Here is a 22,380-nt window from a genome sequence, read left to right as displayed (position 1 = left end):
CTTCGGTCGGGAACCTCAGGCGAGGATCACTGGACGGCCTGCGAGGCATCCATCGCGTGCAGGATGTCGATGACGTAGACCATCGTCGACTTCGCCGGGATGTTCTCCACCTTCTGGTTGCCGTAGGCGTCGGCCGGAGGGGAGACGATCAGCACTCGGCTGCCGACGGTCTGGTTCACCAGGCCCTTCTTCCAGGCCGGGATCAGGTCGGTGAGCTTGCCGGTCTGCGGACCCTCCTTGTAGCCGTCGGCCACCAGCGTGCCGCCGTCCCACAGGTAGGCGCGGTAGGTCACCATGACCGCATCGTTGGCCTTCACCTGGGCGCCGGGGCCCTTGATGAGCGGCTGCACCTCGAGCTTGGCCGGTGCCGCGGTCTTGGGCACGGTGACGCTGGGGACGCCCTTCGCATCCTCCTTGACCGTCGGCAGGCCCGCCTTGGCCTCGACGGCGGTGCCGGTGGCCTTGGTGAAGGGGGTGGAGACGACGTCGATCACGAAGACCAGGTTGTCGCCCTTCTCGATACCGGCCTGCGGGTTGCCGCCGGTCGAGTCGTAGCCGTCGGCGCCGGTCATCATCACCAGGACCCTGCTGCCGACCTTCTGGCCCTCCAGGGCCTTCTTGAAGCCGGTGACCACCTGCGCGGTGGAGAAGGTGGCGGTCTGGCCGCGGCTGAAGGACTCGTCGAAGACCTTGCCGGTGCGGGCATTGACACCCTGGTAGTGCACCTCCACCTGGCCGCCCTTGGCGACGGTGGGTCCGTCGCCCTGGCTGAGCACCTTCACCTGGGTCTTCTCGACGGCCAGCGGCCACTTCGCCTTGACCGAGGGCGCCTTGCCGGGCTCGGTCGGGGTCACGGTCAGCGCCGAGAGGTCCTTGATGACGGTCGGCTTCACCTTCGGGGTGGCCGGGGCGCTCGATGCCGGGGTGGCGCTCGCCGCGGGAGTCGCGTTGGCGGCGGGTGTCCCGGAGGCGGCGGGGGTCGGGCTCTTCGCCGCCTCGTCGCTGCCACCGCAGGCGGCCAGCGTGGCGCTCAGGCCCAGGGCCAGGACGGTGGTGCCGGCACGGCGCAGGGCTCGGGTGCCGAGAGCGGGCAGGGAAGGGGTCTGGTTGGAGTCACGCACGGATTCGAGACTACCCGAGGCTGCTGGGCGTCCAGGCGCGGCGCGACGCGAAGCCACCCGACTCCTTGCGGCGCGGCTCGCTGGCCATCCGGCGCACCAGCTCGTCGACCCTGGAGTCCTGGCTGCACAGCGGATCGTCCAGGTCGACGCGCCCGTCGGCCAGGTCGTGGCAGTCCAGCCGCACCCAGTCGACGGAATACTCCCGCCGATGCTGCTGGGCGGCGGTGACGAAGGCGCCGCGCAGCCGGGCGCGGGTGCTCTGCGGCGGGCTGTCGACGGCGGCCAGTGCGTCATCGCTGCCGTCCCACCGCGCCAGCTGGCCGCGCTGTTCCGCCAGCCGCGCCAGGCCCTGGCCCGCCACGATGTCATGCCAGGCCAGGTCCAGTTGTGCCAACCGGGGGTCGTCCTCGGCCATCCGGTGACGACGTGCCTGGGCCGTCAGCAGCCGCCACTTGGCCACCCAGTCCACCTCCGCCTCCACCCGGTGCAGGGCGTCATCGGCGATGGCATCCAGCACTCGCCCCCACAGCCGGTGGGCGGCGCCCAGCTCGTCGTCGTCGGCCAGGTCGGCGGTGCGCTCCCAGCAGGCGCGCTGCACGTCCAGGGCCACCATGCCGGTAGGGGTCACCACGGCGCGACCGCGCGGGTCCGCGGCGACCTCCCGGATGCGACGACCCGCCTCGTCCACCGCCAGCGACTCGAAACGCTCCCCCTGCTCCACGGCGCGCAGCACCAGTTCGGTCGATCCCAGGCGCAGCAGGGTGGTGGTCTCCAGCATCGTCGAATCTCCGACGATCACGTGCAGGCGACGAAAACGCTCGGCATCGGCGTGTGGTTCGTCGCGGGTGTTGACCATGGGCCGCGATCGGGTCGTGGCAGATCCCAACGGGTCCCACATGTGCTCGGCGCGCTGGGAGAGCAGGAAGCGGGCCTTGCCCTGCCGGTCACGCTGCCAGTGGCCGGCGCCGCACAGCAGCTGCCGGGTGACCAGGAAGGGGGTCAGTGCCTCCACCAGGGCGGCGAGCTCTCCGGTGCGGGCCACCTGGAAGTTCTCGTGGCTGCCGTAGGAGTTGCCATGGGAGTCCACATTGTTCTTGAACAGGCTGGTCCGGGCCTCGAAGCCCTTCTCGGCGAAGCGCTCCCGGCAGCGGGCGGCCAAGCGGTCGAGCACAAGGTCGCCGGCGCGGTCCTGGGCCAGCAGCTCGGCCAGGGTGGAGCACTCGGCCGTCGCATACTCGGGGTGGGCGCCGACGTCGAGATAGAGCCGCCCGCCATTGCGCAGGAAGACATTGGTGGAGGCATTGCTGCCCACCACCGGCTCGAAGAGGGCCTGGGCGCCCTCCTCGGCAGAAAGCCGCCGCCAGCCCGCCGGGGACGGGTCCCGGGGACTGGCGGCCTCCAGCGGGCGCACGCGCACCTGGAGCCCGTACTCGGTCTCCAGACCGCGTACGCGCCGCATCACATCTTGACCAGATCGAACAGGGCGCCCAGTTCCTCGCGGGTCAGTTCGCGGGCCTCGCCGATGCCGAGCTGCCCCAGGCGCACCGGCCCGATGGCGGTACGGCTGAGCTTGCGCACGGGGTGGGCGATGGTGTCCATCATCCGTCGCACGATGCGGTTGCGTCCCTCGTGCAGGCTCACCTCCACCAGGCTCTTGGTCTCCGAGCGCATCACGAGCTTGACCCTGTCGGGGCGCACCGGGCCGTCATCCAGGCGCAGGCCCTTCTCCAGGCGACGGATCGTCTTGTTGTCCATGAAGCCCTCCACCTCGGCGAGGTAGGTCTTCGGGACCGCGTACTTCGGGTGGGCCAGGCGGTGGGCGAAGTCGCCGTCATTGGTGAGGAAGATCAGGCCCTCGGTGTCGGTGTCGAGGCGGCCGACGTGGAAGAGCCTCAGCTGCTGCCAGCTCTTCTTGTCGAACTGGATGTCGCCCAAGGTGGGACGGCCCTCCGGGTCCTCCATGGTGGAGACCACGCCGCGCGGCTTGTTGAGCACCAGGTAGACGTGTCGTCGCGGCGGTGGGATGCGGGCGCCGTCGACGCGGATGGTGTCGGTGTGCGGGTCGACGCGCATGCCCTGCTCGCGCACGATCTCGCCGTTGACCTCGACGCGTCCGCGGTCGATCATCTCCTCGGCGGCACGGCGCGAGGCGACGCCGGCCTGGGCCAGCACCTTCTGCAGTCGGATCGGCTCGCTGGCCTCGGGCTCGTCCGTGCTGGCCTCGGACTGCGGGGCCGGGCTGGGCTCGGGGGTCGAGTCGGTCAGGATTTCGTCGACCTCACGGTCGTCGTTCTGGGTCATGGCTCTCTTCATCCATCGTTGGTTCCGCGACGGGCTCGCCGCGCTGTTGCGGCCCGCCGGTGCTGCCCTGGGCGTCCTGCCCGGGGCCCTCCTGCTCGGCCGTCTGTGCCAATTGTGACAGCTCCGCCTCCAGGGCGGACGCATCGGGCAGGTGGGGAGCCAGCGGGGGCAGCTCGCCGAGCCCCGCCAGGCCCATCCTCTCCAGGAAGTACTCGGTGGTGGTGAAGGTGATCGCACCCCCGCCCTCGGTGGGCGGGTTCTCGGCCAGCAATCCCCGGTTGAGCAGGGTGCGCACCACGCCGTCGACGTTCACGCCGCGCACCGCGGAGATCCTTGCCCGGCTGATGGGCTGCAGGTAGGCGACCACGCTCAGGGTCTCCAGGGCGGCCTGGGAGAGCTTGTTCTGCTGGCCCGAGACGACCCAGGCGCTGATCAGCTCGGCGTGCTCGGCGCGCGTCCAGTAGCGCCAGCCGCCGCCGATGCGTCGCAGCTCGAAGCCGCGCCCGGTGCGGTCGTAGAAGTCCACCAGGCTGGCCAGGGCCCGCTCCACCACCTCGACCGGTTGCTGGACCGCCTCGGCCAGTGCCTGGCTGCTCATCGCCTCCTCGGCCATCAGCAGCAGGGCCTCCAGGGCTCCTTCGACCTGCTCGTCCGGCTGGGCCTGCTGGCCAGTGTGGTGCTCAGTCATCGTCCTCCTCCTGGCTGCCCGCCGGGCGGCCGTCGAACTCCTCGCTGACCTGCACGTCCCCCTCGGCCTCGCCGGTCCAGCGGATCGTGAGCTCCCCCAGCGGCGTCAGCTGTTCGAAGGCGATGGCCCGGTTGCGGTAGAGCTCCAGCAGCGCCAGGAAGCGCGCCACCGTGGTGATCCGGTCGGCGTCCCCGGTCAGGGCCCGGAAGGTGAGGGTGCCCTGACGACGCAGCCGGTCGGCCACCAGCTGGGCCTGCTCGCGCACGCTCACGGTGGAGCCGTGCAGGTGCTCCAGGCTCACCTCCGGCGGCCGCTCGGGCGTCAGGGCCCGGGCGGCGATCCTGGCCAGCTGCTCGGGATCGGCGACGATGTGCACCTCGGGCAGCAGGCCGGCGAAGCGCGGCTCCAGCCCGCCCGGGCGCGCGAAGCGACGGGCCTGGTCGGCCATCCGTTCGGCGAAGGAGGCGCTGACCAGCTTGAAGGCGCGGTACTGCAGCAGGCGGGCGAAGAGCAGGTCGCGGGCCTCGAGCAGCGCCAGGTCCTCCTCGTCGGCCACCTCCCCCTGGGGCAGCAGCCGGGCGGCCTTGAGGTCCAACAGGGTGGCGGCCACCAGCAGGAAGGAGCTGGTCTGTTCCAAGTCCCAGACCTCGCCTCCAGCCTTGACGTGGGCGATGAACTCGTCGGTCACTCGGGACAGGGCCACCTCGGTGACGTCCAGCTTGTGGCGGCCGATCAGCTGCAGGAGCAGGTCGAAGGGTCCCTCGAAGTTGTCCAGGACGACGGTGAAGCCCCCGCTGGCCTGGCCGGGGGCCGTCACCTGGGCGGTGTCCGCGCTCACTGGCCCTCCGGGCTCACTCGGTCTCGAGGCGACGCACCAGGTCGGAGTCGGCGCCGCGCGCGGCCAGGTCGGCCATCACCAGCGCCACCGACTCCCGCACGATCCGTCCCCGGTCGACCGCCAGCCCGTGCTCGGCACGCAGCGTCAGCCGGGCCTGCTCCAGCGCGAGCAGTTCTTCGCTGCTGACGTAGACGGTGATCTTCTCGTCGTGGCGGACCCGGCCGCTCGCACCGCGGCGCCGGTCGGCGGCATCGGTGGCGGCAGCGGACTTCGCCGCGCTGCGCGGTGCCGGGGCCTTCTTCGCCGGGGCGGGGGCCTGCTGCGCCGGCTCGGTACGGCGCGCCGTGGTCTTGCGGGGCGCGCTCTTGCGGGCCGTGCTGCGCTCGGGAGCAGGCTGCGGCTCGGGGCTGGCCTGGGCCGCCTGTTCGACCAGGTCGGGCTGCGGCTCGGCTTCCCCCGCCGTCGAGCTGGTCGGTCGGAAGAGCTCCGAGGCGCCCGGCAGGCTCACTCGGCGTGACACCTGGCCAGCACCTCCTTGGCGAGCTGGCGGTAGGCGGCGGCACCGGGCGAGGAGCTGGCGTAGCTCGTGATGGGCTCACCGGCGACGGTCGTCTCGGGGAACTTGATGGTGCGCTTGATGACGGTGTGGAAGACCTGCTCGCCGAAGGCGTCGACCACGCGCTCCAGCACCTCGCGACTGTGCAGGGTGCGTCCGTCGTACATGGTGCCCAGGATGCCCATCACCTGCAGGCTCGGGTTGATACGGTCCTGCACCTTGCCGATGGTGTCGGTGAGCAGCGCGATGCCACGCAGCGCGAAGAACTCGCACTCCAGCGGCATGATCACGTAGTCGGAGGCGGTCAGGGCATTGATCGTCAGCAGGCCGAGCGAGGGCGCGCAGTCGATCAGGATGACGTCGTACCGGTCACGGACCTTCTCCAGCACCCGCAGCAGGGTCTGCTCGCGGGCCACCTCGTTGACCAGCTGCACCTCGGCGCCGGACAGGTCGATGTTGGAGGGGATCATGTCGAGGCCCTCGGTGGAGGTGGGCTCGATGACCTCCTCCACCTCGTACTCGCGGCTGAGCAGCAGGTTGTAGATGCTCACCTCGATGGAGTGCGGGTTGACGCCCAGGCCGACCGAGAGCGAGCCTTGCGGGTCGAAGTCCACCAGCAGCACGCGACGGCCGGTCTCCACCAGTGCCGCGCCCAGGTTGATGGTGGTGGTGGTCTTGCCCACGCCACCCTTCTGGTTGCACATGCTGATGATGGTGGCGCGCTTGGGGCCCTCGCCCGGCGGCGTGGGCTCGGGCAGGTGCGGGAAGGTGCGGCCCGTGGGATCCTCCGCACCGGCCTCGGTCTGCACGTCATTGCGTCGGCTGCGATCGACGCTCACCGTGGACTGGTTCTGGTCGTCAGGATTCTCGGTGGGCTCCACGATGTGCCTTTCCTTCTGGTGATCAGGTGGACGCGTCCTGCTGCGCCCGGATGCGTCGAATGACCAGCCTAGTACCCATACGACGTGCGGGCTCCCCGCGCGCGCTCAGCAGGTCGGAATCGCCCCGTTGTGGCCGTAGGGCTCCAGGTGTGTTCCCTCGACCCACACCTGGGGCGGGGCATCGGGGGTCATCGGCTCCACCAGGTACCAGGACTGCCTGGGGTCGCTGCCAGCGGTGCGGCAGAAGGCGAAGACCACGCGGTGGTTGAGGATCCCGTAGCCGTCGTCGACCACGGCCCCCTCGCGCGAGGGCTGGTCCCGGGCCTCGGTGCGACCCTCCCCCAGCCCGAAGACGCCATAGGCCCACGGTCGCATCGGGGCGCTCGGCGCCTTGTCGGCCCCGGGCACGGCAGGCAGCACCTGGGTGCGCCACTGCTCGTCGCTGAGCTTCTTGGGGTTCTTGAGGTAGCAGCGCATCCGGTTGGAGCAGGCAACGTCGTCTCCGACGGGCGGGGCCTTGCTCGGGACGGAGGTGTCGGCGGTGACCTGGACCGACGGGTGGTCGGCCGGTCCAGAGCCCTGCCCCGTGGGGGTCGAGACCTGCCCGGTGGCCGGCGAGGCCGGGGTGGGGCCTGCCTGCTGGGAACCCGAGCACCCAGCCAGAGCAATGAGCGTCGCCAGGGCGAGCGGGGCCAGGGCCCGACGGGGTGCGGTGCTGCGCTGAATGGGGGCTTCTCCAGAGGTCGAATGGATGCGTGTGTGCGGGCAAGCACCGGGTGGGGCCATGGGACCCACCCGGTGCTCAGGCCCAGGTCCTGCCGGACCGAGGGGTCACCACCAGGTGAACCAGTCCCACGAGCCATCCTCGGGGTTGGGGGTGGGAGCCGGCTCCCAGGTGGGCTCGTCGGTGGGCGTGGTGGTCGGCTCGGCGGTGGGCTGCACCGCCGGCGTGGAAGTGGGCTCGGCCGTGGGCGTCGCGGTCGGGCTCTTGGTCGGGGCGGCAGTCGGGGCGGGGGCCGCCTGGATGGCGGCGCCGCCCATCGTGCCGTGACGCTGCGGTTCGGTCGCGGCCGCCGGGATGGCGCTGGTGTCCAGGCCCAGACCGTGGTCGGCGGTCGTGGTGGTGTCCTGCGGCAGCGGTGCGGCAGCGGCCGGCATCGCGGGCAGGACCATGAGGGTGAGCGAAGCAGCCAGCAGGCTGCCCCCGAGTCCTCGCATCACGTCTTCTCCTGGGGTTCTTGCAGTGGGGGTGGGTCGTCTGCGCCAGGCACGCCGCACACCACCCAGAAGTTGAGCCCTTTCTCAGGCAATCGCCCCATCTGCAGCTTCCGGCCGAACCGGACCGAGGCAGCCGCCCGCCCACGGCCCACCTCGCTCCCGCCGCGCGGTCCAGCACGAACCGACCCTTCCTGGCAAGGCTTTCCTGTTCCGCCAGTGGATGCCGCGCGGACGGAGGCAGCACCCTCGCGGAGTCCGCCGCTCGATTGTCAACTCGATGGCGTCACGAATTCTGGCGGCTCTGGGGCCACTTGGCGTTTCCACCTGGTGGGACGCTCTCAGCTGTGCGGCGGCTGTGTCGCCCGGTGGCGGGCCCGGGGGTGCGCGCCCAGGTAGACCTCGCGCAGGTGCTCCACGCTGACCATCGTGTAGATCTGGGTTGTGGTCACCGAGGAGTGACCCAGCAGCTCCTGCACCACCCGCACGTCGGCGCCGCCGTCGAGCAGGTGCGTGGCGAAGGAGTGTCGCAGGCTGTGCGGGCTCACGCTGGCCGAGATGCCGGCCGCGCGGGCCGCCTTCTGCAAGATTGCGTGCGCGCTCTGCCGGCTCAACCGGCGTCCCAGCGAGTTCAACAGCAGCGCCGGGCCGGGAGCCCTGGCCTTCTGCTGCCACTGCGGCCGGCCGCGCACCAGCCAGGCCTCGACAGCCTCCCGGGCATAGCTGCCCAGCGGCACGACGCGCTGCTTGTCCCCCTTGCCGGTCAGGCGCAGGCCAGCTCCGGGGTCCTCCAGCACGCGGGCCAGGTCGTCGACGTCCAGGTCGCACAGCTCGCTGATGCGTGCGCCGGTGCCGTAGAGCAGTTCCAGCAGGGCCCGGTCCCGCAAGCCCTCGACGCTCTCGACATCGGGCGTCTCCAGCAGCGCCTGCACCTGGTCGATCGACAGGGCCTTGGGCAGGCGTGTGCCGAGCTTGGGCACCTCCAGGTCGGCGGCGGGGTCATTGCCGGTCAGGCCGTCGGCCAGGGCGAAGCGGTGCAGGTTGCGCACGGCGACCACGGTGCGGGCGACGCTGGCCGGGGACAGGGCGGGGTGATCGGCGTCGCCGGTCGTCAACCAGCGCTGGAAAGCGGCGAGGTCACTGGTGGCGATCTCGTCGAAGGCCTCGATGCCGCGCAGCCGCAGGTAGCCGGCATAACGCGTCAGGTCCCTGCGGTAGGCGGACAGTGTGTTGGCTGACAGTCCCCGCTCGACCGCCAGATGGTCCAGCCATGCGGTTGCCACCCCCGACAGCGTCCCCCAGCTGGCGCTGGGCTCAGTCATCCGACTCCATCGCCCGTCGTTCGGCCACGCGGGCGGCCCACAGGTCCCGGGCGGGCCAGGGGGCGTCGGCCGGTCGCAGTTCGTCGAGGCGTCCGGCCAGTCGCGCAGCCTGCAGGGCCATGGTCCCGCTCACCATGGACGGGGACTGGATGGTGCCGGCCAGGATCTGCGTGGCCAGCTCGTCGAGGGGCACCCAGCTGATGTCCATGTGGGCCTCCTCGTCCTCGACCACGAAGCCCTCGGGGCGCGCAGTCGCGGACAGTCCACGGGCGAGATAGATCCGGATGGACTCCTCGCAGCCGCCGGGAGTGGTGAAGATGTCGACCAGCACCCGCCAGTCCTCGGCCTTCAGCAGCGCCTCCTCGGCCAGTTCGCGCTGTGCCGCCGCCAGGAAGGACTCCCCCTCGGCGTCCAGCAGTCCGGCCGGCGGCTCGACGAGCTTCATCGCCACCGGGTGCCGGTACTGGTGGACGACGGCAACGCGGTCCTGCTCGTCGAGGGCGATCACGGCGACCGCACCGGGGTGGGTGAGGTACTGGCGGGTGAAGACCTCTCCCGAGGGCGGCCTGATGTCGTCCTCGACGAAACTGCACACCCGGCCGGTGCCGAGCACGCGGTGCTCGTCGATGGTCCAGGCTTCGGCACGGTCCAGCGGCATGTCGCTCATGGTTCCAACCTATTGCGTCCTGTATCGCTGCCACACTGGGGACATGCAGCTCCCCCTCAACCTCCCCATCGCCCCGATGCTTGCCAAGGCCGTGGCCGAGATCCCCGCCGCCGGCAGCGTCGAGGGCGGCTGGAGCTATGAACCCAAGTGGGACGGCTTCCGCTGCATCGTCTGCCGCGACGGCGAGGAGGTGGAGCTGCTCAGCCGCTCCAAGAAGTCGCTGAACCGCTACTTCCCCGAGGTGGTCGCACAGGTGCGCGCGCACCTACCGCAACGCTGCATCATCGACGGCGAACTGGTGGTCCGCGCCGGCGGACCGGGTGCGCAGAAGCTCGACTGGGAGTCCATCAGCGCCCGGATCCACCCGGCCGCCTCACGCATCGAGCGCCTGGCCCGCGAGAGCCCGGCCGAGCTGGTCTGCTTCGACCTGCTGGCCCTGGGCGAACAGGACCTCACCGGCCTGGACTTTGCCCAGCGTCGTGCTCGACTGGAGGAGCTCTTCGGTGGGTTCGACGCCCCTGGCATCCACCTCACCAGGACCACCGCCGACGAGCAGGAGGCCCGGGACTGGTTCGAGCGCTTCGAGGGCGCCGGCCTGGATGGCGTGGTCGCCAAGCGCAATGACGGACCCTACGAGCAGGGCAAGCGCACGATGCTCAAGGTCAAGCACAAGCGCACCGCCGAGGCCGTGGTGATGGGCTACCGGCTGCACAAGTCCGGTGAGGGCGTCGGCTCCCTGCTGCTGGGCATGGTCGACGAGCACGGCGAGCTGGTGCCGGTGGGTGGCATCGCAGCCTTCACCGCGGCCCGCCGCCGCGAACTCGTCGAGGAGCTGGCCCCACTGGTGCTGCGTGATCCCCATGGCGCGGTGCAGCAGGCCAGTCGGGAGCGCTCCCGCTTCACCAGTGCCGCCGATGCGGCCTTCGTACCTCTGGACCCGCGGCTGGTGGTCGAGGTCGCCTTGGACCAGCTGGACGGGCGGCGGTTCCGGCACGCAGTCATCTTCCTGCGCTGGCGCCCCGATCGGGAGCCGTCGAGCTGCCTGCTGGAGCAGGTGGAGCGGCCGATCGCCTACAACCTGGCCGAGGTCCTGGCCCCACACCACACCGGAAATTAGGTAAGCCTTACCTATCCATTGCTAGAGTTCTGGGCGTGCCCACGCCCTACGAGTGCCTCGACGCCACGGTGGCCGCCGTGGCAGACCTCACCCCCAGCATCCGTCGCGTGACCTTCCACGGCCCCGCGCTGGGCCGCGTGCACCCGCGCTGTCTGGACCGCAGGATCAAGCTCGTCCTGCCACGCCACCAGGGTGACCTGTTCAAGGACATGCCCCGCGGCGGCGACTGGTACCAGTCCTGGCAGCGGCTCGACCCCCGCCCAGCGCTGCGCACCTACACCGCCCGGCAGGTGCGCCCCGCCAGCGCCGAGGTGGACATCGACGTCATCCGCCACGGCACCGCCGGCCCTGCAGGCCGGTGGATCGAGCAGGTCCGGCCCGGTGAGCGCCTGCTGCTCGTCCTGCCCGTCGCAGATGTCGATGGCAGTGACGAGCTGGGCATCGCCTGGCGCCCCGGGGCTGCCCGGGAGGTGCTGATCGCCGGCGACGCCACCGCCGCCCCGGCGATCGCGAACATCCTGGCCTCGCTCCCCGCCGATGCCACCGGCACGGCGCTGGTCGAGCTGCCCACCAGTCAGGACCACTACCCCCTCCAGGCGCCGCCCGGCATCGACGTGCGCGTCCTCGCCTGTGACGGCGCCGCGCCGGGAAGCCTGCTGGAGCAAGAGCTCGCCGCCGTGGCCTGGCCGCCGGACTGCCCCCTGCCCTCCCGCCAGGCCGTTGAGGACCAGACCGTGCCGGATGCGCCGCTGTGGCAGGAGGCCCAGACCGGCGCCGACACCCGGCACTATGCCTGGCTGGCAGGCGAGAGCACCGCCATCACCCGCATCAGGCGCCACCTGGTGCAGGCCCGCGGCTGCCCTCGCCAGTGCATCAGCTTCATGGGCTACTGGCGGGCCGGCCGCGCCGAGTGCTGACCGCAGCCACCCCCGATCCCCTCCCGCACCACGATCACCCAGGAGAACCAATGGACGCCCACTTCACCCGCCGCAATCTGCTCGGCCTTGCCGGCATCACCGGGCTGGCCACCCTCGTCGGCTGCTCCGGCAACCAGTCCGCCGCCCCCGAGACGCCGGCCGCCCCGGGCGCCGGCAAGAACAGCTCGAGCGAGGGCAGATTCCCGGTGACCATCAAGCACGCCCTGGGAACCGCCACCATCGACAAGGCCCCCACCAAGGTCGTCACCCTCGGCCAGGGCGCCGCCGAGGCCGCCATCGCGCTCGGAGTCTTCCCGGTCGGCACCGAGACCTATGCGTGGGGAGCCGACAAGGACGGCCACCTCCCCTGGGTGCGCGAGGCCTTCGAAAAGGCCGGCAAGGCACTGCCCCGCACCTTCGCCGGTGGGGAGCAGCTCGATGTCGAGACCATCGCCACGCTGGAGCCCGACCTGGTGCTCGCCCCGTGGAGCGGCCTGACACAGAAGCAGTACGACCTGCTCAGCGAGATGTGCCCCGTTGTCGCCTACGAGAAGACCCCGTGGACGACAACCTGGCAGCAGGAGATCAGCACCGTCGCCACGGCCTTGGGCCGCCCCGCCGACGGGCAGCGGGTCATCGCCGAGCTGGACAAGACCCTCGCCGATGCCGCCGCCGAACACCCGGACTGGAAGGGCACCACCTTCAGCTACATCTACACCCAGGGCCAGGGCACGCTGGGCATCTACCTGCCCACCGAGCAGCGGGTCGCCATGATCAGCTCGCTCGGCCTCACCCCCGACCCGGCCACCGCATCGATCAAGGCCAAGGACGGCTCCGACTGGGCGCTGATCGGTCTGGAGAATGCCGACAAGCTCGACGGCTCCGAGCTCGTCTTCACCTGGTACCTGGACGCGGCCAGCAAGAAGCAGGTGCTCTCGCAGCCGCTCTATGCCTCGATCCCGGCCATCAAGCGCGACACCGTCGTCACCTCGCAGGACCCGCAGCTGGTCACCGCGATGAGCATGATCAACCCGCTCACGGTGCCGTGGGCGCTGCCCAGGATCACCCCACTGATCGACGCCGCCGTGAAGAAGCTCGGCAAGTGACCCGACGCCACCTGGGCGTCCCGCGCACCGCCACCGGCCTGGCACTCACTGCCCTGGCGCTGTCGGTGCTGTTCAGCCTGGCCCTGGGAAGCCGCGCCATCGGCCCCGCGGCCCTCTGGCAGGCGGCCCAGGGCCTGGGCGACGAGCACACGCGCGCCGTCCTGGCCACCAGGATCCCCCGCACCCTGTGCGGGCTGCTGGCCGGGGCGGCGCTGGCGGTCTCCGGCGCCGCCATCCAGGTGGCCACCCGAAACCCGCTGGGTGACCCGGGAGTGCTCGGCCTGACCAGCGGCGCCGCGGCCGGGATCGTGCTGGTGGCAACCTCGGCAACGCTCGCGCCGCTGGGGCTGGTGGGCGGCGCCTTCACCGGTGCCCTGCTGGCCACCGTCGCCGTGCTCGGGCTCGGCAGCCTGGGGCGTGGCCCCGATGCCACGCGCCTGCTGCTGGCCGGCGCCGTGGTCACCACCGTCGCGATGGCGCTGTCCCAGTCGCTGGCGCTGCGCGACCAAGGGGCCTTCGACGCGCTGCGATTCTGGTCGGCCGGCTCGCTGTCGGCCGGCGCCGCCCTCACCGCACCGGTGCTGGTCACCGCCGCAGCCGGTGCCCTGCTGCTGGCCGGCACCAGCCGCGGACTGGACGCGCTGGCCCTGGGTGATGACGCAGCAACCGCACTGGGGCAGCGCCCCGGCCTGGTGCGGGGCCTGACCTTCCTGGCCGTGGCACTGCTCACCTCGGCGGCGACGGCGGTGACGGGCCCGATCGCCTTCGTCGGTCTGGCCGTGCCGCACCTCGCCCGCGGCCTGGTCGGTTCCGGCGCCCGGGCGCTGCTGGCCTGCTGCTTGGTGCTCGGGCCCTGCGTCCTGCTGCTGGCCGATGTCGCCGGCCGGTTGGTGATCCGCCCCTCGGAGGTCCCGGTCGGCGTGGTGACCGGCTTGATGGGAGCGCCGCTGCTGCTCGCCGTGGTGCGTCGCACCAGGGGTGCGCTGTGACCGCGCAGCACCAGGGGTGCGCTGTGACCGCGCAGCACCAGGGGTGCGCTGTGACCGCGCAGCACCAGGGGTGCGCTGTGACCGCGCAGCACCAGGGGTGCGCTGTGACCGCGCAGCACGAGGGTGCGCTGTGACCGGCCGTCGCTCGGTCGCCGTCGTCGCCCTGCTGGCCGCGGTCCTGCTGACGTGCAGCGCGACGCTGGCCTGGGGCCGGTTGGGCATCTCCCCTCCCCGCCAGCCACAGGCCCTGCTGGACCTCCTCAGGGGCGAGGGCGGCTTTGCCCTGCGTCGGCTGCGCGGTCCGCGGTTGGCGACCGGGCTGGCTGTGGGCGCGGCCCTCGGCCTGGCCGGGGCGCTCTTCCAACGCTCCACCGCGAATCCGCTGGTCACACCCGATGTGGTCGGCATCACCGCCGCGGCTGGTGCCGGAACGGCACTGGCCACCCACCTGAACTTCCCCGTCATGGTCGGCGCCCTGGGCGGGGCGCTGCTTGGGGGCCTGCTGGTGGCCTGGGGGACGACGACGGGCTTCCGCAACCCGGGGGCGGTGATCGTCGCCGGGATCGGGGTGGCGGCCGGGGCCACCGCCACCACGCAGCTGGTGCTGGTCTGGTCGCAGCAGGCCGAGGCCCTGGCCCTGGCCTCGGCCCTCACCGGGTCGCTGAACTCCCGGGCCTGGTCCGATGCCGCCCTGGCCTGGGCGGTGCTGGTGCCGGGCACGCTGGCCGCGCTGGCCCTGCGCACCGACCTCGACCTGGTTGCGCTGGGCGACGATGCGGCCCATGGGCTGGGCTCGCGGCCCGCAGCCGTGCGCAGCACGGCGTTGGCCCTCGGTATCGTCCTGACGGCCGCCGCCGTGGCCGTCGCCGGGCCGATCACCTTCGTCGCCCTGACCGCGCCCCACCTGGCCCGCTGGCTCACCGGCCGCCCCGCCATGGGGACCGCCGCCCTGGTCGGTGCCCTCGAGGTGTGCGCCGCGGACCTGGCCGTCGCCCACTGGCAGCCGCTGACGGCGCTGCCGGTCGGGGTGGTCACCGCCCTGGTCGGCGGCGTCTTCCTCGGCATCCTGCTCATCTCCCAGTTCCGGAAGGGGACGCTGTGACCCTCGCGCCCACCATCACCATCTCCGGGGCGACGGTCCGCTTCGGGGACTTCACCGCCGTTGACGCCCTGTCCGCCACCATTCCCGCCGGCTCCTTCACCGCGGTGATCGGCCCCAATGGCTGTGGCAAGTCCACCCTGTTGCGTTCGCTGTGCCACCTGCGGCCGCTCGACGAGGGGCGCGTCGACGTCGACGGACGCGCCGTCGGCGACTGGGGGCGTCGCGAGCTGGCGCGCACCGTCAGCCTGCTGCCGCAGCAGACCGTCGCCCCGCCGGGGCTCGTGGTTGCCGAGCTGGTGGCGCGAGGACGACACCCGTACCACTCCTTGTTGCGCAACAGTGTCCCCGGTGATGCCGAGGCCATCGAGCGGGCCGTGGAACGCGCCCAGGTCGGGCCCCTCTTGCAGCGCCGGGTCTCGGAGCTGTCCGGCGGGCAGCGCCAGCGCGTCTGGCTGGCGATGGTGCTGGCACAGGACACGCCCGTCGTGCTGCTGGACGAGCCCACCACCTACCTGGACCTGGCTGCCCAGTACCACCTGCTCGACGTCTGTGCCGACCTGGTGGACGAGGGACGCACCGTCGTCGCCGTCCTGCACGACCTGCCCCAGGCCGTCGCCTATGCCGACCACGTCCTGCTGATGGAGCGCGGACGGCTGGTCGCCGACGGGCGCCCCCGCGAGGTCGTCACCGAGCGGGATGTCGCCGAGGTCTACGGCATCCGTTGCCGGGTCGACCTGGACGACCCGAGGGGCCCGGTGGTCGCTCCCCTGTCGCGAGCCGAGCGTCAGGCCTGACCGGCGGCCTCCAGCAGTTCCCTGGCGTGGGCCATCGACGAGTCACTGGACTCGATGCCGCCCATCATCCGGGCCAGCTCCTGTAGCCGCTCTTCCCCGGTGACGCGACGCAGGTTGCTGACGGTCACCTCACCATTGGTGGACTTGTCGACGACCAGGTGGGCATCGGCGAAGGCCGCCACCTGGGCCAGGTGTGTCACGACCACCACCTGGCAGTGCTTGGCCAGCATCGCCAGCCGCCGTCCGATCTCGACGGCCACCGCCCCGCCGACACCGGCATCGACCTCGTCGAAGACGCAGGTGTGCACCCCACGGTCCTCTCCGGCGTCGGCATCGGCGAGCACCACCTCGAGCGCCAGCCGCACCCGGGACAGCTCGCCGCCGGAGGCCACCTTGCCCAGGGGGGCGGCGGGCAGGCCCGGGTTGGCGGCGAAGACCAGCTGGATGGACTCGGCGCCGTGCGGGCCGAGCGCGTCGAGGGGCTTGAGCTCGAAAGCGAGCCGGGCGTGGGGCATGGCGAGTGCTGCCAGTTCGCCCTGCACCTGCTCGGCAAGGCGCTGTGCCGCATCGCTGCGGGTGCTGGTGATCGCTGCGGCCTGACGGGCCAGCGACTCGTCGAGTGCGGTGACTTCCTGGCGGATCTCGGCGATCCGGTCGTCGGAGCCCTCGAGCTCGCCCATCCTGGCCGCGGCCGTGCGCGACCACTCCAGGACCTCCTCGATGGTGGTGCCGTACTTGCGGGTGAGCCCGGCCAGGGCGGCGCGACGCTCGGCGATGGCCTCCAGCTGGCGCGGGTCGGCCTCAAGGTCGGCCAGGTAGCTGGCCACCTGCGCAGCCAGGTCATTGACCAGGAAGCCGGTCTCGCGCATCTGCTGCGCGATCTGGGCCGCGGCGGGGTCGAGTGCCTCGACCTGTTCCATCGCCTTGCGTGCCTCGCCAAAGAGCCCGACGACGCCTGGCTGGTCGGTGAACCCCTCCGTGGAGCCGCTCAAGGCGCCCGAGGCGGACTCGGCGAGGCGCTGCAGGTCGTCGGTGGCCTGCAGTCGCTGGGCCTGCGCGGCCAGCTCGGTCTCCTCCCCCGGCTGCGGGTCGACGGCGGCAATCTCGTCCAGGCCGAAGCGCAGCAGGTCCTGCTCCCGGGCCCGCTCCTGGGCCCTGGTGACGAGTTCGTCCAGCTCATGGCCCAGTGCCGCCCGCCGCTCGTGGTCGGCGCGGTAACGGGACAGTGCCTGTGCGTGTTCGGGTCCGCAGAAGCGGTCGAGCACCTCGCGCTGGCGCTCCGGGCTGCCCAGACGAATCTGTTCTGACTGGCCGTGGATGGTGGCCACCTCACCGGCCAGGTCGGCCAGCCGCCCCACCCCGCTCTGGCTGCCGCCGACGAAGGCACGGGAACGGCCCGCGGCACTCACGTGGCGGGCCAGCAGGAGTTCGTCGTCCTCGATCACGCCGCCGGCCTCGTCGACGGCCTCGGCGATGTGCTCAACGCCGGTGAAGCGTCCCTCAACCAGGGCGCGGCGCGAGCCGTGGCGCACGACGCCTGCGTCGGCGCGGCTGCCCATCAGCAGCCCCAGTGAGCTGACCACCATCGTCTTGCCGGCGCCGGTCTCGCCGGTGACGGCGGTCATGCCGGGGTGGAATTCGATGGTGCTGGACTCGATGACGCCCAGGCCTTCGATGTGCAGTTCGGTGAGCATCAGTGGCGTCCTCGGAATCCCTCGACGGGGAGGCCGAACTTCTTCACCAGGCGAGTGGTGAAGGGTTGTGGGGCCAGACGGGCGATCAGCAGGTCCTTGTCGCCGCGGCGCAGCACGATCCTGCTGCCGGGGGCCGCATCGACGGTGCGGGCCCCGTCGGCCCACACCACGGCCGGGACATTGCGTTCGCTGCCGACCATCAGGTCAATGGTGGAGCGAGGGCTGAGCACGACCGGCCCGGTGAACAGGGCATGGGCCGACAGCGGCACCAGCTCCATGGCCTCCACGTCGGGCCACATCACGGGCCCGCCGGCGGAGAAGGCGTAGGCGGTGGAACCGGAGGGGGTGCTGACCAGGATGCCGTCGCAGCCCCAGCGGGACAGCGGGCGGCCGTCGACCAGGGCCAGCACTTCGAGCATGCGCTCACGGGCGATCTTCTCCACCGACACCTCGTTGACGGCGAAGGAGGTCCACTGCAGGTCCCCGGTGGGCTCGTAGACGTCCACCGAGAGCGTCAACCGGCGCTCCACCTTGAAGCTGCGGGCCTCGACGTGGTCGGCGAGGTGCCCCACCTCGGACGCCTCGAACTCTGCCAGGAATCCGACATGACCCAGGTTCACCCCCAGCAGGGGCACCTGCCAGGGCACCGCCAGTTCGGCGCCGCGCAGGATCGAACCGTCTCCGCCGAAGACCAGCACCATCTCCACCTGGGGCTCGCGGGTGTCGAGGAGCTGCACCTCCACCTCGGGACGCACCAGGGCGCGCACGGCCTCGTAGGCCTCCGCCAGCACACGGGTGGCGATCCCACGGACTGCGATCTGCTCGATGAAGTCGACGGCACTGTCAAGGGCCTCGGGCCTGCTGGGGTGCAGCAGGACGGCCACTGCCCGCGGCGCGGGGGTGTCAAGGTCATCGCTCACGTTCTCCACCCTAGCCGGGAGCACTGACTGGAAGTGGGCCCGAGCCTGCTCGCCGGCTGGTGCTCCCCCGGGCTCAGACGCGTTCGAAGAGCACGAAGTACTCGATGTTTCCGGCCGGGCCGGGCAGGGTGCTGGGCGAGCGCCAGCGGTCGGTCCAGCCGAGTTCCCGTGCTGCCGCGCAGACGGCTTCGACCGCCTCCAGGCGAGTCTGTTCGTCGCGTACGACCCCGGCGGAGCTGAGCCGTCGTCGTCCCACCTCGAACTGGGGCTTGACCATGAGCAGCGCCTTGCCGCCCGGGGCGATGACCGAGAAGATCGGTTCCAGCAGCAGGGTCAGGCTGATGAAGCTCACGTCGCACACGGCCAGGTCGACCGGACGACCCCCGACATCGGCCAGGGCCAGGTGTCGCAGGTTGAGGCCCTCGTGCGCCACGACGCGCGGATCGTCGAGCAGGCTCTGGGCCATCTGCCCGTGGCCGACGTCGACCGCATGCACCTCCACCGCTCCCCTGCTCAGCAGCACCTCGGTGAAGCCGCCGGTCGAGGCGCCCGCATCCAGGGTCCGCTCGGGGACCCGGTCCCAGCCCAGCTCGTCGAGGGCCCCGAGCAGTTTGTGCGCGGCGCGAGAGACCCAGGCGGTGTGCTCGTCCAGCGTGATCTCGCAGTCCTTGGGAACGGTCTGGGAGGCCCTGGTGGCGGCGCGTCCGTCGACCTGGACGATGCCCTGCTCGACCAGCTTGCGGGCCAGGCTGCGGCTCCGGGCCAGTCCACGATCCACCAGTTCGAGGTCGAGGCGGTTGGTCCGTGTCCGGTCGTGGTCAGCCATGGGACCTCATCTGTTGCGCGATCGTGTGCGTGGGCGACTGTCGGCTCTCCTCGAGGGCCCGTCCGAGTGCCTCCTGGGCGGCCGCAAGGGCAGCGTGGTGCTCGGCCAACGGCCGCCGGTCCAGGTCCTGCAGTTCGCGCAGGGCCTGGTCGACGGTGCCGTTGCCGGTCCGCGGCGGTGTCGGCACGGCACCGGTCTGGTCGGTCCAGGAGTCCTCGGACTGGGCTTCGGGGGTGCTCACTGCACCTGGTCCAGCCGGTCCAGCACGCCCGCATCGGCCCCGGTGTCCCAGGCCAGCTGCAGGACCGCCCACAGGGCGTCCAGCTGCTCCTCGCGTCCCGTCGGCACCTGGTCGAGGTGGATGCGCCCGTCGACGATGAGGGCCTGCTGATCCCGGCAGCGTGCTTCCTCGCCGTCCAGGGTGGCGCGTCGGGCCGGCTCCAGCAGGGAACGCAGGTCGTGTCCGATCGTGGTGGGCCGCTGGTCCTCGGGTGCCTGCAGCAGGTCCTGCTTGCCGTGGGCACCGGTGAAGACGAAGAGGGAGTCCATGCCGACGGCCACGGCACCCTGCACGTCGGTGTCGAGACGGTCACCGACGAAGATGGCCTGCCGGGTGCCCATGCGGCGCATGGTCTCCTCCAGCAGCGGGGTGCACGGCTTCCCTGCCACTGTCGGCTCCTGCGTGACGGCCACCCGGACGGCGGCGATCTGCGCGCCGGCGCCGGGCACGAGCCCGACGTCGGTGGGGCGGGTCGAGTCGGTGTTGGTGGCGAACCAGCGCGCGCCGGCCTGGATGGCATGGCAGGCGTCGTCGATCCGGGGCCAGGTCAGCTGCGGGTCGTAGCCCTGGATGACTGCCGACGGCCTGTCCTCGCGCGACCAGACGGGGACCATGCCCGCGGCCTCCACCTCGTCGGCCAGTGCCTGGGTGCCGACGACGAGCACACGGCTGCCGGGTTCGAGCGCCTCGGCCAGCTGTCGAGCCCCGGCCTGCGCGCTGGTGACCACGTCCGACAGGTGCGCCTCCACACCCAGGCCGGTGAGCTGGTCGACGACCACCTGCGGCGGGCGGGCGGCATTGTTCGTGACGAAGCCGACCTGCACGCCGAGCTCGCGCAGGGCCGCGATCCCCTCGGGGGCTCCCTCGACGGGGGCCGGCCCCAGGTAGACGACGCCGTCCAGGTCGAACAGCGCGGCCTCATAGGCATCCACCAGACGGGGGTCATTCATCACTTGTCCTCCGAATCCTGCATCGCCGCTGCATCGGCAGTGTCCCCGGCCTCATCGGGCCAGTCAGTCTTGTCGCTCTGGTCAGCCCGGGCCGGCTCGCCGTCGGTCGAATCCCCACCGCTCTTGTCGTCGCGGTCCACGAGATCCTCGGCGGCGGGCTCGCTCGCCTCATCGTCCTCGGACTCGTCGACCTCGAGGACGAAACCGTCGAGCGCGTTGATCCTGTCCTGCGCATCAAGGGTCTGATCGGTGTCGTGCTTGAGCGCCGAGACGAACCACTTGCGTGCCTCCTCGGTGTCTCCGGCGTCCTCGAGCAGGTCGGCGAAGGCATAACGCATCCGGGCCTGACCGAGCTTGTTGCCGGGCATGTCGGAGATACCCCGCTTCAGCAGCCGGATGGCCTCGGCCTGCTGGCCCATGTCGGCGCGAGCCCCGGCCTCGACGAGCAGCATCTCGACGCGTTGGGTTGCATCCAGCTGTTCCCGCTCGGCCTCGCGCGCCAGCTTCAGGGCATTCTGCGGACGGCCCAGGGCGCGCTCGCAGTCGGCCAGCACCGGAAGGTACTCCGCACCTCCGGTCATGCGACGCATGGCGCGGTATTCGTTGAGCGCGACGGCATACTCCCCTGCCGCATAGGCGGTCTCGGCGGTGGCCTCACGAACCACGGGCAGGCGGGCGGCACGACGACGGGCGGCCTCGGCATGGCGGTAGGCCAGCGCCGGGTCCTCGTCGATCAGTGCGCCGGCTGCGACCAGGTGTGCGGCGACGATCTGCCCCAGATCCTTGGGGAGTCCTCGAAGCTCGGCCCGGACCGGAAAGGGCAGGTCCTTCTCATCGATGTCGGTGGGCGTCTCGGGCTCGTCCTCGCGCGCTGCCAGCCCGGGACGCACGAAGTCCTCGCGTTCCTCGCGGCCGAAACGGTCCTGGCGCGGCCCCCGGCCAAAGTCATCGCGGCGCGGGCCGCGCGAGTCCTGACGGCGGTCATCGCCGCCACGGTGACCTCCGCGCTCGACGCCATCACGGTGACCATCACGGGCCTCGCCGCCCTGGTAGCCCCGGCGCTCTCCATCGCGCGATCCGCGACGCTCATCACCACCCTGGTATCCGCGGCGGTCACCCGAGCCGCGGTAGCCGTCACCGTCGCGCGGGCCACGGTAACCTCCACGCTCGCCACCACCACGGTAACCACCACGGGCGTCCTCCCCCCGGTAGCCTCGACCCTCTCCGGAGGCGAAGGGCCGGCGCTCGCCGTCCCCGCGTCCTCGGTCATGTCCGACACGCCCCCCGGGGCGCTCGTCCTCGCGACGGTAGCCACGGGCCCCATCGGCGCTACGGCCACGCTGGTCATCACGTCCCCAGGGACGGCGGTCACCCTGTCCCGCCCGGCTGCCGCGGTCATCGCGAGGATCACCGCGACCGTCTCGCCTGTCGTCGTCACGGCGCTGTCCACGCTCGTAGCCTCCGGAGCGGTCGGAGCGGTCGGAGCGGTCGGAGCGGTCGGAGCGGTCATTGGGCGAGTCCTGGCGCTGACCATAGCCCCGCTGTCCTGAACCGCCGGCGTCGCTGGAACGACGGCCCTGCGAATAACCGCGTCGATCCGAGTCGCGATGGCGCTCACCGTCACGTGCCGGACGGCCGACAGATCGCTCCTCACGGCCATCCCCGCCTCGATATCCCCGCCGCTGGTCGTCACGCGGACGGTCCTGTCCGTGCGGGGGACGCGACGACTGGTCGCGATCAGTGCGCGAGCGTCCGTCGGACGCGCGTCCACCGCGACTGTCGCGACGATCTCGATCGTCGAAGGAACCGTTGTTCGGGTAGTCAGACATGTTCTCATCCTGCCGCAAGTTGGCGTGCTGTGGTGTGTGGCCGATGTGCCGCACCGGGCCTTACCGCCACGTCGAGCGATGGACTGTGAGGATCTCGTCCGCCTGAGCAGAACCACGACGGCTGTGCCCAGGGCGAGACGCGGAAGCTCTTTCCCATCGCATCAAGAGGTCTCTGTGTGCAATTGTTTTCGGGCATGAAAATACCCCCTGCCAGGAACCCATGAAGAGTCCCGACAGGGGGTATGTATAAGTCCGGCGGCGTCCTAG

At 71.4% G+C, this 22,380-nt stretch carries 23 protein-coding genes; 6 read left to right on the top strand and 17 right to left on the bottom strand.

Annotation, left to right across the window (positions count from 1 at the left end):
- Nucleotides 1-26: 26 nt before the first annotated feature.
- The 11 genes from ACYVKA_RS10605 to ACYVKA_RS10555 form a co-directional block, all read right to left on the bottom strand.
- The gene (locus ACYVKA_RS10605; RefSeq protein WP_460705277.1) at nt 27-1,121 is read right to left on the bottom strand and encodes an FKBP-type peptidyl-prolyl cis-trans isomerase; all 1,095 of its coding nucleotides are present in this window, start codon (nt 1,119-1,121) and stop codon (nt 27-29) included.
- 10 nt (nt 1,122-1,131) lie between these two features.
- Entirely contained in the window at nt 1,132-2,580 is a 1,449-nt protein-coding gene (locus ACYVKA_RS10600; RefSeq protein ID WP_460705274.1) for a proteasome accessory factor PafA2 family protein, read from the bottom strand.
- Nucleotides 2,580-3,422, bottom strand: coding sequence for a pseudouridine synthase (locus ACYVKA_RS10595; RefSeq protein ID WP_460705272.1), 843 nt, complete (start codon nt 3,420-3,422; stop codon nt 2,580-2,582). The genes ACYVKA_RS10600 and ACYVKA_RS10595 overlap by 1 nt, the downstream gene beginning before the upstream one ends.
- On the bottom strand, nt 3,400-4,110 hold the full coding sequence (gene scpB / locus ACYVKA_RS10590; protein ID WP_460705270.1) for an SMC-Scp complex subunit ScpB: 711 nt from the start codon (nt 4,108-4,110) through the stop codon (nt 3,400-3,402). Before scpB ends, ACYVKA_RS10595 begins: the two co-directional genes overlap by 23 nt.
- Complete coding sequence (locus ACYVKA_RS10585; protein WP_460705268.1) at nt 4,103-4,948, bottom strand: segregation and condensation protein A; 846 nt, start codon at nt 4,946-4,948, stop codon at nt 4,103-4,105. The genes scpB and ACYVKA_RS10585 overlap by 8 nt, the downstream gene beginning before the upstream one ends.
- Nucleotides 4,949-4,961: 13 nt before the next feature.
- Entirely contained in the window at nt 4,962-5,468 is a 507-nt protein-coding gene (locus ACYVKA_RS10580) for a hypothetical protein (protein ID WP_460705265.1), read from the bottom strand.
- Entirely contained in the window at nt 5,453-6,343 is an 891-nt protein-coding gene (locus tag ACYVKA_RS10575; RefSeq protein ID WP_394277493.1) for a ParA family protein, read from the bottom strand. Before ACYVKA_RS10575 ends, ACYVKA_RS10580 begins: the two co-directional genes overlap by 16 nt.
- Before the next feature lie 147 nt (nt 6,344-6,490).
- A complete protein-coding gene (locus ACYVKA_RS10570) occupies nt 6,491-7,171 on the bottom strand; it encodes a hypothetical protein (RefSeq protein ID WP_460705263.1) in 681 nt (226 codons plus the stop codon).
- A gap of 45 nt (nt 7,172-7,216) precedes the next feature.
- Nucleotides 7,217-7,606 carry a hypothetical protein gene (locus ACYVKA_RS10565; RefSeq protein ID WP_460705262.1) on the bottom strand — a complete coding sequence of 130 codons (390 nt, stop codon included), beginning with the start codon at nt 7,604-7,606 and terminating at the stop codon, nt 7,217-7,219.
- Nucleotides 7,607-7,941: 335 nt separating this feature from the next.
- Nucleotides 7,942-8,922 (bottom strand): site-specific tyrosine recombinase XerD, encoded by a 981-nt coding sequence (locus ACYVKA_RS10560; protein ID WP_394277463.1) that lies wholly within the window; start codon nt 8,920-8,922, stop codon nt 7,942-7,944.
- Nucleotides 8,915-9,589, bottom strand: coding sequence for an NUDIX domain-containing protein (locus ACYVKA_RS10555; protein WP_394277462.1), 675 nt, complete (start codon nt 9,587-9,589; stop codon nt 8,915-8,917). The genes ACYVKA_RS10560 and ACYVKA_RS10555 overlap by 8 nt, the downstream gene beginning before the upstream one ends.
- A gap of 43 nt (nt 9,590-9,632) precedes the next feature.
- On the opposite strand from ACYVKA_RS10555, the gene ACYVKA_RS10550 reads away from it, so the two are divergent.
- From ACYVKA_RS10550 to ACYVKA_RS10525, 6 genes are all read left to right on the top strand, one after another.
- Nucleotides 9,633-10,706 (top strand): ATP-dependent DNA ligase, encoded by a 1,074-nt coding sequence (locus tag ACYVKA_RS10550; RefSeq protein ID WP_460705261.1) that lies wholly within the window; start codon nt 9,633-9,635, stop codon nt 10,704-10,706.
- Nucleotides 10,707-10,741: 35 nt separating this feature from the next.
- Entirely contained in the window at nt 10,742-11,623 is an 882-nt protein-coding gene (locus ACYVKA_RS10545; protein ID WP_460705260.1) for a siderophore-interacting protein, read from the top strand.
- Nucleotides 11,624-11,673: 50 nt separating this feature from the next.
- The gene (locus ACYVKA_RS10540; RefSeq protein WP_460705259.1) at nt 11,674-12,729 is read left to right on the top strand and encodes an iron-siderophore ABC transporter substrate-binding protein; all 1,056 of its coding nucleotides are present in this window, start codon (nt 11,674-11,676) and stop codon (nt 12,727-12,729) included.
- Nucleotides 12,726-13,718, top strand: coding sequence for a FecCD family ABC transporter permease (locus tag ACYVKA_RS10535; RefSeq protein ID WP_460705257.1), 993 nt, complete (start codon nt 12,726-12,728; stop codon nt 13,716-13,718). Before ACYVKA_RS10540 ends, ACYVKA_RS10535 begins: the two co-directional genes overlap by 4 nt.
- A gap of 130 nt (nt 13,719-13,848) precedes the next feature.
- Nucleotides 13,849-14,820, top strand: a complete 972-nt coding sequence (locus ACYVKA_RS10530; protein WP_460705255.1) for an iron chelate uptake ABC transporter family permease subunit — start codon at nt 13,849-13,851, stop codon at nt 14,818-14,820.
- The gene (locus tag ACYVKA_RS10525) at nt 14,817-15,614 is read left to right on the top strand and encodes an ABC transporter ATP-binding protein (protein WP_460705253.1); all 798 of its coding nucleotides are present in this window, start codon (nt 14,817-14,819) and stop codon (nt 15,612-15,614) included. The genes ACYVKA_RS10530 and ACYVKA_RS10525 overlap by 4 nt, the downstream gene beginning before the upstream one ends.
- On the opposite strand, the gene recN is transcribed toward ACYVKA_RS10525, so the two are convergent.
- From recN to ACYVKA_RS10495, 6 genes are all read right to left on the bottom strand, one after another.
- Complete coding sequence (recN, locus tag ACYVKA_RS10520) at nt 15,605-17,308, bottom strand: DNA repair protein RecN (RefSeq protein WP_460705251.1); 1,704 nt, start codon at nt 17,306-17,308, stop codon at nt 15,605-15,607. The two genes, ACYVKA_RS10525 and recN, sit on opposite strands and share 10 nt — an antisense overlap.
- Entirely contained in the window at nt 17,308-18,228 is a 921-nt protein-coding gene (locus tag ACYVKA_RS10515; RefSeq protein WP_394277454.1) for an NAD kinase, read from the bottom strand. Before ACYVKA_RS10515 ends, recN begins: the two co-directional genes overlap by 1 nt.
- Nucleotides 18,229-18,301: 73 nt before the next feature.
- Complete coding sequence (locus ACYVKA_RS10510) at nt 18,302-19,054, bottom strand: TlyA family RNA methyltransferase (protein WP_460705249.1); 753 nt, start codon at nt 19,052-19,054, stop codon at nt 18,302-18,304.
- The gene (locus ACYVKA_RS10505) at nt 19,047-19,295 is read right to left on the bottom strand and encodes a hypothetical protein (RefSeq protein WP_460705247.1); all 249 of its coding nucleotides are present in this window, start codon (nt 19,293-19,295) and stop codon (nt 19,047-19,049) included. Before ACYVKA_RS10505 ends, ACYVKA_RS10510 begins: the two co-directional genes overlap by 8 nt.
- Entirely contained in the window at nt 19,292-20,284 is a 993-nt protein-coding gene (locus tag ACYVKA_RS10500; protein ID WP_460705245.1) for an HAD-IIA family hydrolase, read from the bottom strand. The genes ACYVKA_RS10505 and ACYVKA_RS10500 overlap by 4 nt, the downstream gene beginning before the upstream one ends.
- Entirely contained in the window at nt 20,284-22,113 is a 1,830-nt protein-coding gene (locus ACYVKA_RS10495; protein ID WP_460705243.1) for a hypothetical protein, read from the bottom strand. The genes ACYVKA_RS10500 and ACYVKA_RS10495 overlap by 1 nt, the downstream gene beginning before the upstream one ends.
- Nucleotides 22,114-22,380 lie beyond the last annotated feature (267 nt).

Source organism: Luteococcus sediminum, assembly GCF_054783495.1.
Note: the sequence above shows the minus strand (reverse complement) of the source record. Positions and strands in the feature narration are given on the sequence as shown.